The sequence below is a fragment of the Streptomyces sp. NPDC031111 genome, from assembly GCF_055570675.1.
Map to the genome: position 1 here is coordinate 167,893 of NZ_JBVIGS010000009.1, position 13,786 is coordinate 181,678.

Consider the following 13,786-nt stretch of genomic DNA (forward strand, 5'->3'; position numbering starts at 1 on the left):
GAACGGACCGCGGTGGTCTCCGGGCCCGTTCAGGACATCCGGTGGCTGCCCACCCGCCCACGGCCCGATGCGCGGCGGCCCGCAACCTCGCTCATCAGGGGGAAAAGCCCGGCGTGGCGTGCATGAACCGCGCCGTACACCCGAACGAGTCAGCCCTCGTCCTCCGCCAGCTCCGCGACTCCCGTGATCCTGTGCAGCGGATACGTACGGACCTCGTCCGCTGTGTGGTCGTACGCCGTGACGAAGCCGCCCTCGACGCGGACCGGTGCGATGACGCGCTGGCTGGCGCCGCCCTCGGCGTTGACGTAGCCGATCCACAGCGCCTCGCCGGTGAGGACGGCCGCCTGCATGGTGGCGAGGGTCTCGGCGGCGGTCGTACGGGGCAGCTCCCCGGGCCCGGAACGGTCCCCGGCGGCGGGCTTGCGCGGGGCGGTGGAGGCCAGGTCGCCGGCGCGGATGGCGCGGAGTGCCGCCGTGAGCAGGGTGTCGTCGGGGACGGGCGGTCCCTCCGGGACCGGTGCGGGAGGTGTGCGCGGCGGGGTGCGGTGGGCGTCGGCGCGGGTGATCAGGACATCGCCCTCGGCGGACTCGGCGGCCGGGGCGAAGCCCATCGCGCGCAGCCCCTCCAGCAGGCCGGCCGGATCGGCCTGCGCGGCCAGCACGGTCGGGGCGAGTCGGCGCAGGCCCAGTCCGGCGGCCCGCTTGTCGGCGAGGATCTCGTTGAGCACGGCGTCGTCGTCGCTGCGGACGTACGCCGAGGCGGCGCCCACCCGGAGGTGCCCGTGCCGGCGGGCGACGTCGTCGATGAGGTACGCCAGCGGCTGCGGCACCGGCGTACGGGAGTGCGCGGCGAGGAAGGCGTGCAGGTCGGAGGCGGCCTGCCCGGCGTCGAGGGCGCGTCGCACCGAGCCGGGCGTGAACCGGTAGACGGTCGCGCCCCCCTTCGACTCCACGTCCGCGAGGACCCCGAGCATGTCGGCGAGCGGCCGTTGCAGCGGGCCGGGCGCGACCGCCGTCAGGTCGGCCTGGAGGAGGACGTGGTCCAGCGGTTCGGGCAGCAGCGGGGCGAGCAGGCGGGCCGCGGCAGCGGCGGCCGTCGCCTGCTCGGTGGGCGAGAGCGCGGGCGGCGGCGGGGTCGGCCGGTGGTGAACGGGCAGCTTGTCGCCCGGACCCTCGGGCTCCGCCTCCACGTGCCGGGGCGCGGGCGCGCCGATCAGCGCACGCCCGTGCGCGGAGAGCGCACCGCGCCCGGTGATCCCGAGCATCTCCGCCTCGGAGAGCGTCCAGCGCGCGATCCGCGACCGCGCATCCTCCGCGGGCCCCCCACCCTCCGCCGAGGGGCCCACCCCACCCCGAGCACCGACCAACCCCGATACACCGGTGCGCCGAGCACCCTCGGCCGCCGAGACCCGCACCTCCCTGGCGCCCTGTCCACCGCCGGCACCTGCCGCGCGAGCGCTCCCGGCAGCCGGACCGCCCGCGCCGTGAGTGCTTCCCGCAGCCGAATCGCTCGCCTCGCCGACGCCCTGTCCGCCGCCGGTTCCCGCAGAGCGAGAGCCTGCCGCCGCCGAGCCGCCTGCGCCGCGCGCGCTCCCTGCGGCAGTGGCGCCCGCGCCACGTGCGCTCCCCAGGGCCGAGTCGCCCGCTTCCCGGGCGTCCTGGTCGTCGCCGGCGCTTACGGAGCGCGGGCCTGCCGCGGCCGGGCCGCCCGTGCCGCGGCCAACCCCTACCGTGCCGGTGGCCTCCGCCAAGTAGGTGCCGGTGGCGGTCGTGCCCCGGCCTCCGCCGCGCAGGGGGCGTTCCCATTGCAGGCGGGCCAGTACCGACTCGGGGGACGGGGCGGTTCCCTCCGGGAGGCCGGCGAGGAGCGTCAGCACCCGGTGGCGTACCTCCGGGGCCGCCGAGCGGTCCAGGCCCGGGCCCAGTGCGGACAGCGTGCGGTCCTTCGCGTCCCGGCCGCCGACCAGCCCCGCCGTCCGGGTCGCCGCCAGCCAGGCCGTCGCCAGCCGCGCCCACCGCTCCGCGGCGGGCTGCTCGCGCCACTCGTCGTACGCCGGTGTCGCCGCGTACCGCTCGTCGGCCTCCCCGTCGGAGGCCAGCAGCCCGGCCGCGTAGGCGAGTTCCACCCAGAACGCGGCCACCGGCTCGGGCACGTCCAGCGCGACGGCGGTCCGCTTCAGGTCCCGCACGCTCAGCCCACCGGCCCGCAGCACCGCCGGACCGCCCTCGTCCCAGTCCTTCAGCAGCTCCTCGACCGTCGCCAGCGCCGTGTACGCCTGCCCGGCCGCCGTCGCGTCCACAACCTGGGGACGGTGCGCGGCGGCGGCCTCGACGGGCGGGGGCAGCGGCTCCGCCGCCCGGTGCGCCCGCCCGCCCCGCAGCCGCAGCGCCACCTCACGTGGCAGCACCACCGTCCCGGGCGCCGTCGGCAGCAGCAGTCCCCGGTCGAGGAGCCAGCGCAGCCGGGGCGCGGGATCGGCGGTGACCTGCCCGTACGGCGGTCCCCAGACCAGCCGCTCCAGCACCTCCACGGACTCGGCCGGCGCCTCGTCGAGCAGCGCGGCCAGCCGGTCCGGATCGTTGAACAGGGCGGTCAGGGAGGCCACGGCGGACACCGAGTCGTGCGTGGACGGCAGCCCGGCCGTCGCCACGATCTCCTGGATCCGCCCGGGCGACATCCCGGCGGTGGCCTCCCGCACCGTCGGCCCCAGCCCCGTCGGCGACGGATGCTGCGGCGACGGCGACAGCAGCTCACGCGCGGTGCGGACCAGCCGCAGCCGGTCGTCGCCGCCCCACACCAGCGCCTGCTCCCGCAGCACGGCGAGGGTGTGCGGCAGCGCGGCGGAGACCGCCGGGTCGCCGTCGTCGCCCGCCAGCAGCCCGAGCAGCTCCTCGTACGACGCCGGGTCCCCCGCCACCGCCAGCGCCTGGGCCGTCTGGAGCGCGAACCGGTCCAGTCGCTCCAGGGCCCGTACGACCGAGGCGCGGGTACCGGCGCGGGTGGCGAGCTGGGTGAGGTCGGTGGGCACGGGCGTGATGAGATCCGGCCGGCTGCGCAGCAGCGCGGCCAGGGCCGCGTCGTCCCGGCCCCGGAGTGCCTCAGCGAGGGATCGGGGGGCCGCCGCGGGCTTCTCCTCGGTGCTCATCCGCCTCACGTTAGCGGGTGGGTACGCCCGTGGCGTGCCGGGAGTTGGGTCGGCCGGCCCCACTCGCGGTACCGTCGTGCGACGGTGTCCCAACGCATCCGTCCCGGAGGGGACTTCGTGGGTATCGAGAGTGACCAGGTCGTCTACGAGTATCTGAGCCGCGTCGGCGACGTGGCGCAGCAGCGGCAGCTGCCGTCGGCGGCCCGTATGCGGCTGGTGGCCGAGCTGCGCGACGAGATCGACCGGCGCAGGGCGAAGGCCGTGGTCGATTCCCCCGCCGCGGTCCGCCGCATCATCTCCCGCATCGGCACGCCGACGGAGGTCGTCTCGGCGGCCGAGGACGCCTCCGGCACCGGCCCGAGCGCCCCCGCGGCGGCCCCGCCCCCGCCTGCCGCCGCCGTCCCGGTGCAGCGCGAGCCGGAAGGCGGCGGCGACGCCCGCCGGAAGGGGGTGCTGCGCAGGGTTGTCCCCCGTCCCCGCCCGGCCGGGACACCGGAGAGCCCCGCCCCCGCCGATGTACCGTCGCCGCCGCACCGGGCCGGCATGGACGAACTGGGGGACAGCGCCAGCCAGCCCGACTGGTGGCGGGTGGACAACAGCGCTTTCGGTATCGGCGACGAGGTGCCGGGGTTCGTCGGCGGCGTCGAGATCCCCGAGCTGCTGAAGCCGCCGCCGGCGAAGGAGAAGCCCGAGGCATCTGCCGAGCCGGCCGTCGTCGAGGCCGAGGCCGAGGCCGAGCCCGCGCCCGGTGCGCGCCGGCGCCGATTCCTCCCGCGTCTCCCCTCCGGGCGCTGGAGCAATCCGCTGCTGCTGCTCGCCGCCGCGCTGCTGGTCGCCGGGACGGTGATCGGTGACTGGCGGGCTCTGATCCTGGGCTGGCTCATCGCGTACGCGTCCCGTCGGCTGACGCAGGTGGAGATCAAATGGGCGGTGTTCGTCCTGCCCGGTCTCGCCCTCGCGGGCGGTGTCGTCTGGCTCTGGGGGCGGACGGAGGGGCGCTGGGGTGCACGTGTTGCCGAGGGCGGCATGAACGACGCGATCGCCGAGACGTGGCCGTGGGTCATCCGCGCGGCGGCCCTCACGACGGCCCTGTTCCTGATCTGGCGCTCCCAACGCCAACGCTAATTTCCAGCCCTCCCAATTCCAGCCCCCTCCGGCCCAACCAGCCCCTCCGGCACCCACCCAGCCCCTCCGGCGTTTGAGGAGCGAGGGTCCGGGGGCAGCGCCCCCGGGGACGGGACGGGACGGGAAGGGGCGGCGGGGGCGATCCAACAGGGGGTTGCGCCCACGGCGCTGGACCGGTGCCGCTGGGTGGTGCGACCGTCCGCAGGTTGCGCTCACGGCGCTGGGCCGGTGCCGCTGCGCCCACCCGTGCCGCCCCAGCGGCACGACTGCCCGCAGCTACGTCGGCTGCGACCGTCCGCAGGGTGCGCCCACGGCGCTGGGCCGGTGCCGCTGCGCCCCCCTCCCCCACTCTCGGCTTCGCTCGAGCGGGAGGTACCCCCATCGCCCCAGCGGCACGACTGCCCGCAGCGGCGCTGGGTGGGGCGACCGCCCAGGGTCGGGACTGGGCACAATGGCGCGTATGGTCTCCACCCCGCTCCCGCCCACCGTCGGATTCGATCTCGACATGACCCTCGTCGACTCCCGCCCCGGCATCCGCGCCTGCTACCAGGCGCTGGCCGAGCGGACGGGGACGTACATCGACGCCGATCTCGCGGTCACCCGGCTCGGGCCCCCGCTGACCGACGAGCTGATCAACTGGTTCCCGGCCGAGCGGGTCGCGGAGATGGCGGACCTGTACCGGGCGATGTACCCGACGTACGCCATCGCCGCCACGCCCGCCCTGCCCGGCGCCCGTGAGGCGATAGCGGCCGTACGGGACGCGGGCGGGCGCGCGATCGTCGTCACCGCCAAGTACGAGCCCAACGCCAAGCTGCACCTCGCCCACCTCGGGATCGAGCCGGACGCCGTGATCGGCGACCTGTGGGCCGAGCAGAAGGCGCTGGCGCTGCGCGAGCACGGCGCGGGCGTCTACGTCGGCGACCACCTGGGCGACGTACGCGGCGCGCGGACCGCCGGCGCGCTGTCCGTCGCGGTCGCCACCGGCCCCTACGGCCCGGAGGAGCTCCGCGAGGCCGGTGCGGACGTCGTCCTCACCGCGCTGACGGAATTCCCGCGATGGTTTTCGGACTACTGCTCGGACAACTGACCGGAAACGCGGCCCGCCCGCGCCTGCCGGCGTCCCGCCGCGACGGAACGCAGTACGCCCGCCCCGGCCATCAGGAATCCGACGGCCATGAGCATGCTCAGTCCGAACATGTACGTCGGAAAGGGCGTCGTCCCCAGGAACAACGGGGCCACAGTGACCAGTGTGGCCACGGCACCGACGAAGAAGACGATGGCACCGGTACGGACCAGACCGTCACCGGGCGCGGTGGAATTCGCTTGGGTTTTGTCACGCACCGGACCAGGGTAGTTCCCAGCGCGAAGGAACAACCGGGTGACGTCTTGTCACCGGCCTGAAGACCATTAGCCTTGGTACCGGCGGGTCATCGGGCCCGCCCGAGTGCTATCAAGAGCCGATTTCAGAAGCAGTTTTCCCGACGAGTACGAGGACGAGGACAGACGTGCCCACCGGCAAGGTGAAGTGGTTCAACAGCGAGAAGGGCTTCGGCTTTCTCTCCCGTGACGACGGCGGCGACGTCTTCGTGCATTCCTCGGTCCTCCCCGCCGGAGTCGAGGCCCTGAAGCCGGGCCAGCGCGTGGAGTTCGGCGTGGTCGCCGGACAGCGCGGCGACCAGGCCCTCTCCCTGACCATCCTGGACCCGACCCCGTCGGTCGCGGCGGCCCAGCGCAAGAAGCCCGACGAGCTGGCCTCCATCGTCCAGGACCTGACGACCCTGCTGGAGAGCATCACGCCGTCGCTGGAGCGGGGCCGCTACCCCGACCGCGCGGCCGGCAAGAAGATCGCCGGTCTGCTCCGCGCGGTCGCCGACCAGCTGGACGTGTGAACCGTCAGGGAAACCGCAGCGCGTCCGGGCCGAGGGGCGGCACCAGCCCCTCGGCCGCCGCGCGCGTGAGCAGGCCCCGTACGGCCGCGTAGCCGTCCTCGCCGAGGTCGGCCGTGAACTCGTTGACGTACAGCCCGATGTGCTGGTCGGCGACGGCCGGGTCCATCTCCTGCGCGTGCTCCAGGACGTACGGACGCGACGCCTCGGGGTCGTCCCACGCCATGCGCACGGACGTACGGATGGCGTCCGCGAGCCCCGTGAGGGTCTCCTCGCCCAGCGACCGCCGGGCGAGGATCGCGCCGAGCGGGATCGGCAGGCCCGTGGTCCGCTCCCAGTGCTCGCCCATGTCGGCGAGCTTGTGCAGCCCGTAGTTCCGGTACGTGAAGCGCGCCTCGTGGATGACGAGTCCCGCGTCGACCTTCCCGTCCCGTACGGCGGGCATGATCTCGTGGAACGGCATCACCACGATCTCCCCGACGCCCCCCGGCACGACGTCCGCCGCCCACAGCCGGAACAGCAGATAGGCCGTCGACCGCTCGCTGGGCACGGCGACCGTACGGCCGGTGAGGTCCACGCCCTCCTCCCGGGTCAGCACCAGCGGCCCGCAGCCCCGCCCCAGCGCACCCCCGCAGGGCAGCAGCGCGTACTCGTCGAGGACGTACGGCAGCACCGCGTACGACACCTTCAGCACGTCCAGCTCGCCGCGCTCGGCCATCCCGTTGGTGATGTCGATGTCGGCGAAGGTGACGTCGACGGCGGGGGCGCCGGGGACGCGGCCGTGGGCGAGGGCGTCGAAGACGAAGGTGTCGTTCGGGCAGGGGGAGTAGGCGATCCGCAGCCGCTGCTGCTCACTGGTGGTCATGCTGGTTCCAACTCTCCAGGACGGGCGCGAGCTTCCCGAAGCCCTCGGTGAGGGCCGTCAGGGCGTCGCCGATGCGCCAGGCGGCGCGGTCGCGCGGGCCGACGGGGTTCGACACCGCCCGCACCTCCAGCACCGGCACACCGTGCGCGGCGGCGGCCTCGGCGACCCCGAACCCCTCCATGGCCTCGGCGAGGGCGTGCGGGTGACGGTCGCGGAGCGCGGTGGCGCGGGCGGCGGTCCCGGTCACCGTGGACACGGTGAGCACGGTTCCGGTGAGCGCGCCCGCCGCGGCGGCGGCCCGGCGGACCAGGGCGGCGGGCGGACGGTGGGTGACGGTGCCGAAGCCGAGGTCGGTGACCGGCAGGAAACCGTCGGCCGTCTCGGCGCCCAGGTCGGCCGCGGTGATCTCGTCGGCGACGACGAGGGTGCCGAGGGGCGCGTGCGGCGGGAAACCGCCGGCGATCCCGGCGGAGACGACGAGGCCGTAGGGCCGGCCGTCCAGGGCGGCGGCGGTGAGCGCGGCGGCGGTGGACGCGGCGGCGAGCGCCGGGCCGACCCCGGCGGCGAGCAGATCGGGGCCGGCGTCGCCCCGGAGCACGGTCGCCCCGGGGAGCGACAGTTCCCGTACCGGACCCGGGAACGCCCCGGCCACCGCGTCCCGCTCGACGGGGACCGCGGTGGCCACGAGAACGCGTGACGACGACGTGATCAGTCGTCCTTCTTCTTCAGCCGGAAGGACCACAGGCCGGTGGCCTCGTTCTCGCCCTCCTTGATCGACACCAGGGTCGAGTTCCCCTGGGCGCCGTACTGGGCGTTGAAGAACACGCTGCCCGGGATGGCCTGGTAGGTCTTCTTGCTGGACTCGACCAGCGGCTGACCGTTCATCAGGATGGTCCAGCCGTTGTCGGCGATGTCCGGGTCGACGCCGAAGCGCACGGTCTCGGTGGGGTCGACGCTGATCTCGTCGATGCCCTTGTCCTTCAGGCACTCGTTCAGGGCCTCGGTGCTCAGGGCCTCGCCCTCGCCGCCACAGGTGGCCTCCGAGCTCACCGAGTCGCTGCCCACGGTGATCGTGGCCATCGGCGTCGGCTTGTCACAGGCGGACAGGACGAGCAGTCCGGCGGATACGGCGCCGACGGCGGCGACGGCACGGCGGCGTCGCACAGCGCGGTGTGTCAGAGCGGCTGCGCCGCGGGGCAACGTGGTCATGGTGCGAAGGCTATCTGGCACGTCCGTCCCGCTCCCCATGCGGGGGTACGGCGTGGCCGGAGCGTTACGCCACTCGCGCCCGCCCCGAATGCCCCTGACGGGCCGAACGGATCAGCCCCCGGACGGTGGTCAGCCAGCCCGTGGCGACGATCGCCGCGCCCACCGCGAGACCCAGCGACCCGATCAGCGGCATCGCGATGCCGATCGCCCCGCCCAGCACCCACGACATCTGGAGCAGCGTCTCCGACCGCGCGAACGCCGACGTGCGGACCAGCTCGGGCACGTCCCGCTGGATCAGCGCGTCCAGCGACAGCTTGGCCAGCGCCTGCGCGAACCCGGCGATCGCGGCGAGACACGCCACCAGCACCGCGCCGAAGAACGCCGCCGCCACGACCGCCGCGGTCATCACGCACGCCACCACCGTCACGATGATGAACTCCGGGGCGCGGGACCTCAGCCACGCCCCCACCGCCGTACCGAGCGCGTTGCCCGTGCCGGCCGCCACGCCCACTATGCCGAGCGACACCGCGGCGCTCTGACCCGTCATCGGGTGCTCGCGCAGGAGGAAGGCGAGGAAGAAGATGAGGAAGCCGGTGAGGCAGCGGATGGAGGCGTTGGCGCCGAGCGCGTGGGTGACGGCCGGGCCGACCGTACGCAGTCCGGGGCGCTTCTCCGTCTTGCGGTGCGGGCCGTGCAGATGCTGCTCGTCGGCGGCGAGCAGCGCCACGTCCTCGCCCTTGGCGGAGTCCACCTTCGGCGGCAGCCGGAAGGACAGGAACATCCCCGTCACGAAGATCACGAACGCGCCGTAGAGCGGCCAGCGCGGTCCGATCTGCTGGAGGCCCGCGCCGATCGGCGCCGCGATCCCGGTCGCCAGCAGCCCGCCGAGCGTCACCCGCGAGTTCGCCTTCACGAGGGAGAAGGCGGGTGGCAGCAGCCGCGGCACGACCGCGCTGCGGACCACCCCGTACGCCTTCGACGAGACCAGCACGCCCAGCGCGGCCGGGTACAGCTCGAGTCCGCCGGTCACGACCGCGCCGGACAGCACCAGCGCGAGCAGGGCGCGGGCGAGCATCGCCCCGGCCATGGCGGCGCGGCGGCCGTGCGGGAGGCGGTCGAGGAGCGGGCCGACCACCGGGGCGAGGAGGGTGAACGGCGCCATGGTGATGGCGAGGTAGAGGGCGACGCGGCCGCGCGCCTCGTCGGTCGGCACGGAGAAGAAGACGGTGGACGCGAGCGCGACCGTGATCATGACGTCGCCGGCACCGTTCACGCCGTGCAGCTCGATCAGCTTGCCCAGACCGGACTCCCCGGCTCCGTGCGCGTGGGTGGCCCGGCGGATCCCCCGCGCGGTTCCGGTCACCGGCAGGTGCAGGGCCCGCCCGAACGCGCGCAGCGGGCCGCCCGCCCGGCCCGTCCCCAGGCGTCGGCCGTTGCCCTTGGCCCCTTTCGGCCCACCGGTCCCGGTGGCGTCCTGGGGTGTCCTCGCGGTAGCCACGACGTCATAGTGCCCCGAGAAGGCGGCGAGTAGTGCCGTATCACCATGTACAGCCGCCCGCGTGCGGCTGTACGGCGGAACGCCGGAGGCCGCCGGGACCACGCCCGGGAGGCGGCCCGCCGCGCCCGGAAACCGGCGCGCGGGACTCCGTAACAACCGTCGGTGTAGGCCCAGCGCACGCGAGAAGGTAGCGTGCGTATCTCAGCCATCCCGCAGAATGGATGGAGGCGCGCCCGAGCACGTTGCGGCGCGGACGTCGACGCGGTCCCACTGTCCGCTCCGTCCGCCCCCCGCGCTGGGAGTGGCGCACTCGTGAGACGGCGTAGGAGAGAAGCGATACCTGTGAGCGCAGCGACAACGCGAAGCCGCACCCCCGACCGCCTGTGCGCCGAGGCCGTCGACCTCGCCCGCGCCGCAGCCGAGGAGGCCGCCGCGCCCGGGGTCGTGGGCGAGCACGAGGGTCTGGTCTCCGAGGGGGACCGTGTCGTCACGCACTTCTTCGGGTGCCGCGAGCCCGGCTACCGCGGCTGGCGTTGGGCCGTCACCGTCGCCCGCGCCTCCCGCGCCAAGATCGTCACGGTCGACGAGGCGGTGCTGCTGCCCGGCCCCGACGCGGTCCTCGCGCCGGAGTGGGTGCCGTGGAGCGAGCGGCTGCGCCCCGGCGACATGGGTCCCGGCGATCTCCTCCCGACCGACGCGGAGGACCTGCGCCTGGAGCCCGGTTTCTCCGGCGAGGAGGAGCCGCCGCCGAACTCAGCGGTCTCCGGCGAGATGGCCGACCTGGTGGAGGCGGAGGACGCCGAGGTCACCGAGGGCACCCCGGCCCATCTGTCCGTGACGCCGTCCCGCGGCACGATCGCGGCGGTCGCCGAGGAGCTCGGCATGCGCCGCGCCCGGGTCCTGTCCCGCTACGGCCTGCACACCGCCGCCGACCGCTGGGAGGAGTCGTTCGGCGCGAAGACCCCGATGGCGCAGGCGGCTCCCGCCTCCTGCGTGTCGTGCGGCTTCCTCACCCCGATCGGCGGCTCCCTGGGCCAGGCGTTCGGCGTGTGCGCCAACGAGTTCTCCCCGGCGGACGGCCACGTGGTCTCCCTGGCCTACGGCTGTGGGGGCCACTCGGAGGCCGCGGTCATGCCGAAGCCCCCGCAGCCGGCCCCGCCGGTGATCGACGAGACCCGCGTCGACCCCTTCCCGCTCCGCCCGGCCCCCGACTCCGGTTCGGTCCCGGCGACGGAGGACACGTCGGAGGCGGAGCTGGGTCACTCGTAGGGGGTCACTGGAGGTTGTCCCCCCAGCCACTCTGGATCATGGTTTGGAACGCCCAGGTCCCGTCCCGCCTCAGCAGGATGTCGGCGTACCGGAGCTGCTGGGAGTGACCGTCCGAAGTCATGGTCGAGTCCGTGAAGACCACGGCCATGGACGGGGACAGGAACACCGGGGTCCGGGTGGACTCGAAGGTGATGTCCTGGTCGCCCTCGCCCATCACCTGGGTCATCACCGCGACGAACCGCTCCCGGTCCCACTGCGCCGACCGCCCGTCCCCCGCGGAGTCGTCGCTCACGAGGTTGAGCGGGAACACGGCCATGTCCGCCATGCGCTCGATGTCCCGCCCCCCGCTCGCCGCGTCGTACTCGGCGAACCAGGCGTCGAGGCTCGCGCGGTCCTCGGGGGTGGGGGTGTAACCGGTGTCGGGGAGGTAGGTCATACGGGCTCCTTCGCTGCGAGTTAGTCAAATTTGTCTAGTGGTGGGGCGAGAAAGTATGTACCTCGCGAGGTTACTGGTCAAACTTGTCTAGCGCTTCTCCTGGTGTGATCTGCACCACACCAGGAGGGGGATGGGGCTTCTGCTCGGGACAGCTACTCGATGTCCTCGATCGAGGTCGGCCCCATCTGCTTGGCGCTGGCGTACTCGGGCATCGTCATGGGCTTGTCGAAGAGGAAGAACGACTGGTTCGTCCCCACGGTGAACTCCATGTAGGCGCCGGTCGTGGCGTCGAAGCCGTAGTAGGCGTGGCACATGGAGCCCGCCGAGTACGTGCCGTCCATGCCGGGCTGCGGCAGGACCGCCACGCCGTGGGACGAGGTCTCCATCTTCTCGGTCGGAGTGAGCATCTTGCAGCGGGGAACCGGCAGCCCCTTCATGATGAAGTAGCCGTACTCGCCCTTGGCGTTCTGGATGTAGACGTACGAGAGCTTGCCCCGCTTGCCCCATGTCTCGACCCACTGGTTGATCGCCTCACGGGTCGGCGAGTACTCCATGCGGCCCGCGGGCTGGCTCGCCACGAGGTGGTCGTAGCCGTCCTGCTTGGCCTTGTTCTCCTTGTCCTGGCTGGAGTCGTCGGTGCAGGAGGCGAGCCCGAGGCCCAGGGCGAGCGCCGTGACGGCTGTCAGGAGGGTGCGTGCGATCCTGCGCATGTCGGTTGTCCCCTTCCCGGGATCAGTCGGTGCAGGTCGTCTTCTCGGTGGTGACGTCGAGCCGGTACGGCAGGCCCTTGTCGCGGAATGGCGCGCGGTGCTCCTGGGCGGCCTTCGTGTTGTAGTCGTTGACGGACTCGATCCGTGTCGCCCGCAGCGCGGTGACCGACTGGTCGATCTGGGACTTGCGCGTGTCCGAGGCCGACTCCCGCTCCTGCTGGAGCACCCGGATCGTTCCTTCGGCGTTCTGTACGGCCTCGCACAGGTCGAAGAACTCCTCGTAGGTGGTCAGACGGAACGTGCCGGATCCGACGGTCCTCTCCCGTTCGTCGACCTCACCGCTGAACGGAGCGGTGATCCAGCCGGCGCCTCCGAAGGCGAACACGCCGACCGTGTACAGGACCGCCAGGCCGACGATCCCGCAGGTGATCCATGTGCCGATTCGTGCTCCTTCTCGCAGACCGCTCATGACACTTCCTCTCTCCAGTTGTCCTCCGTAGGTATGGAACCAGCGCTGGGCAACGTGCCGCATCTGTAGGATTGTTGAACGATCCTCCCAGGGGGGCAACCCATCGCGCGACCTGTTTTCCCGTCACGCCGCAGCGTCGTCCCGGACCCAAGGGCCGTTCCCAGGAGTGGAGTTGGCCCGGGTGAACGCAGCGACCCCGAGGCGGCGCAGGGCCGTCCTCGGGGTCGCGTGGGTGCTGTGGGGTGTCCGGGTCAGAGCTGGACGCCCTTGGCGCGCAGGAACTTCGCCGGGTCGACGGCGGAGCCGTAGTTGGCGGTGGTGCGGATCTCGAAGTGCAGGTGCGGGCCGCTGGAGTTGCCGGTGTTGCCGGACAGGGCGACCTTCTGGCCGGTCTTGACGACCTGGCCGATCTTCACGTTGACCTGCGAGAGGTGGGCGTACTGGGAGTACGTGCCGTTGCCGTGCTTGATGACGACGGCGTTGCCGTACGCCGGACCGTCACCGGCGCCGTTGCCGCCGGCCTTGACGACGGTGCCGCCGTGCACGGCCATCACCGGGGTGCCGGTCGGGACGGCGTAGTCCTGGCCGGAGTGCTTGGACGCCCACATGCCGCCGTTCTGGGCGAAGCTCGCGGACAGCTTGTAGCTCTTCACGGGGGAGACCCAGGACGCCTGCTTCTTGGCGGCGGCCTTCTTGGTCTGCGCGGCCTTGACGGCCTGCGTCTTCGCGGCCTCGGCCTGCGCGGCGGCCTGCGCCTGAACGGCGGTGGCGGTGCCGGACGCGGCCGTGGTGTCGGCGGCGGCGACCGCGACCCCGGCTCCCAGGACGACCGTGGTGCCCAGGCCGGCGGCCAGGACGCCCGCACGGGTGCGGGTCAGGGACGTACGGGGGAGACGGGACGTGACGCGCTGGAGCATGGAAACCTCATGGGGGAGGGGACGGGGGAGCCATCGTCGGAACGGGTCCGTGCCGTGATGGCTGTTCCTTGGTAACCGGGACCGCCCAAATGCCGCAAAGGTGTGACCTACGAAGAAAGGCCGTATATCGGGGGTGAGACGCAGGTCTCTTGACCGGTGGCCCCGGACGGGGTGAAACCCCCATTTCAAGCTGATCGATCAGCTCTTCGTACTAAATGTCCCTTTTGGGTTCGGTCGCATTTCCACTATTCCGAGT

The 13,786-nt window shown here is 73.1% G+C and carries 14 protein-coding genes; 4 read left to right on the forward strand and 10 right to left on the reverse strand.

Annotated features, from left to right (window positions below; genetic code table 11):
- Positions 1–149: 149 nt before the first annotated feature.
- The gene (locus ACZ470_RS20285) at positions 150–3,146 is read right to left on the reverse strand and encodes a helicase-associated domain-containing protein (RefSeq protein ID WP_468428930.1); all 2,997 of its coding nucleotides are present in this window, start codon (positions 3,144–3,146) and stop codon (positions 150–152) included.
- A 117-nt stretch (positions 3,147–3,263) separates the two neighbouring features.
- Between ACZ470_RS20285 and ACZ470_RS20290 the strand changes: the two genes are divergently transcribed.
- Both ACZ470_RS20290 and ACZ470_RS20295 read left to right on the forward strand, forming a co-directional pair.
- The gene (locus tag ACZ470_RS20290; RefSeq protein WP_468428931.1) at positions 3,264–4,271 is read left to right on the forward strand and encodes a hypothetical protein; all 1,008 of its coding nucleotides are present in this window, start codon (positions 3,264–3,266) and stop codon (positions 4,269–4,271) included.
- A gap of 451 nt (positions 4,272–4,722) precedes the next feature.
- Positions 4,723–5,358: an HAD family hydrolase gene (locus ACZ470_RS20295; RefSeq protein WP_468428933.1), complete on the forward strand. Its 636-nt coding sequence runs from the start codon at positions 4,723–4,725 to the stop codon at positions 5,356–5,358.
- On the opposite strand, the gene ACZ470_RS20300 is transcribed toward ACZ470_RS20295, so the two are convergent.
- Positions 5,340–5,612, reverse strand: coding sequence for a hypothetical protein (locus ACZ470_RS20300; protein ID WP_468428935.1), 273 nt, complete (start codon positions 5,610–5,612; stop codon positions 5,340–5,342). The two genes, ACZ470_RS20295 and ACZ470_RS20300, sit on opposite strands and share 19 nt — an antisense overlap.
- 164 nt (positions 5,613–5,776) lie before the next feature.
- Here ACZ470_RS20300 and ACZ470_RS20305 point away from each other — a divergent pair, with 164 nt between their 5' ends.
- Positions 5,777–6,160, forward strand: coding sequence for a cold-shock protein (locus ACZ470_RS20305; RefSeq protein WP_125505689.1), 384 nt, complete (start codon positions 5,777–5,779; stop codon positions 6,158–6,160).
- A 4-nt stretch (positions 6,161–6,164) separates the two neighbouring features.
- Here ACZ470_RS20305 and ACZ470_RS20310 read toward each other — a convergent pair whose 3' ends face one another.
- The 4 genes from ACZ470_RS20310 to ACZ470_RS20325 all read right to left on the reverse strand — a co-directional run bounded on the left by ACZ470_RS20310 (position 6,165) and on the right by ACZ470_RS20325 (position 9,729).
- Positions 6,165–7,022 (reverse strand): 1,4-dihydroxy-6-naphthoate synthase, encoded by an 858-nt coding sequence (locus tag ACZ470_RS20310; protein WP_468428936.1) that lies wholly within the window; start codon positions 7,020–7,022, stop codon positions 6,165–6,167.
- Positions 7,009–7,764: a futalosine hydrolase gene (locus ACZ470_RS20315; RefSeq protein WP_468428938.1), complete on the reverse strand. Its 756-nt coding sequence runs from the start codon at positions 7,762–7,764 to the stop codon at positions 7,009–7,011. Before ACZ470_RS20315 ends, ACZ470_RS20310 begins: the two co-directional genes overlap by 14 nt.
- Positions 7,731–8,231, reverse strand: coding sequence for a DUF2771 domain-containing protein (locus tag ACZ470_RS20320; protein WP_468428940.1), 501 nt, complete (start codon positions 8,229–8,231; stop codon positions 7,731–7,733). Before ACZ470_RS20320 ends, ACZ470_RS20315 begins: the two co-directional genes overlap by 34 nt.
- A 64-nt stretch (positions 8,232–8,295) precedes the next feature.
- Positions 8,296–9,729 carry an MFS transporter gene (locus tag ACZ470_RS20325; RefSeq protein ID WP_468428942.1) on the reverse strand — a complete coding sequence of 478 codons (1,434 nt, stop codon included), beginning with the start codon at positions 9,727–9,729 and terminating at the stop codon, positions 8,296–8,298.
- Positions 9,730–10,071: 342 nt separating this feature from the next.
- Between ACZ470_RS20325 and ACZ470_RS20330 the strand changes: the two genes are divergently transcribed.
- Positions 10,072–10,998, forward strand: a complete 927-nt coding sequence (locus ACZ470_RS20330) for a DUF3027 domain-containing protein (protein ID WP_468428944.1) — start codon at positions 10,072–10,074, stop codon at positions 10,996–10,998.
- A gap of 4 nt (positions 10,999–11,002) precedes the next feature.
- Here the strand turns inward: ACZ470_RS20330 and ACZ470_RS20335 are convergent, their stop codons facing one another.
- The 4 genes from ACZ470_RS20335 to ACZ470_RS20350 form a co-directional block, all read right to left on the reverse strand.
- Positions 11,003–11,434: a nuclear transport factor 2 family protein gene (locus ACZ470_RS20335; RefSeq protein WP_468428946.1), complete on the reverse strand. Its 432-nt coding sequence runs from the start codon at positions 11,432–11,434 to the stop codon at positions 11,003–11,005.
- Between the two features lie 152 nt (positions 11,435–11,586).
- Entirely contained in the window at positions 11,587–12,144 is a 558-nt protein-coding gene (locus ACZ470_RS20340; RefSeq protein ID WP_468428947.1) for a hypothetical protein, read from the reverse strand.
- Positions 12,145–12,166: 22 nt separating this feature from the next.
- Positions 12,167–12,613, reverse strand: a complete 447-nt coding sequence (locus ACZ470_RS20345) for a hypothetical protein (RefSeq protein WP_468428948.1) — start codon at positions 12,611–12,613, stop codon at positions 12,167–12,169.
- Between the two features lie 251 nt (positions 12,614–12,864).
- Positions 12,865–13,530, reverse strand: a complete 666-nt coding sequence (locus tag ACZ470_RS20350; RefSeq protein WP_468428950.1) for a M23 family metallopeptidase — start codon at positions 13,528–13,530, stop codon at positions 12,865–12,867.
- Between the last annotated feature and the right edge of the window lie 256 nt (positions 13,531–13,786).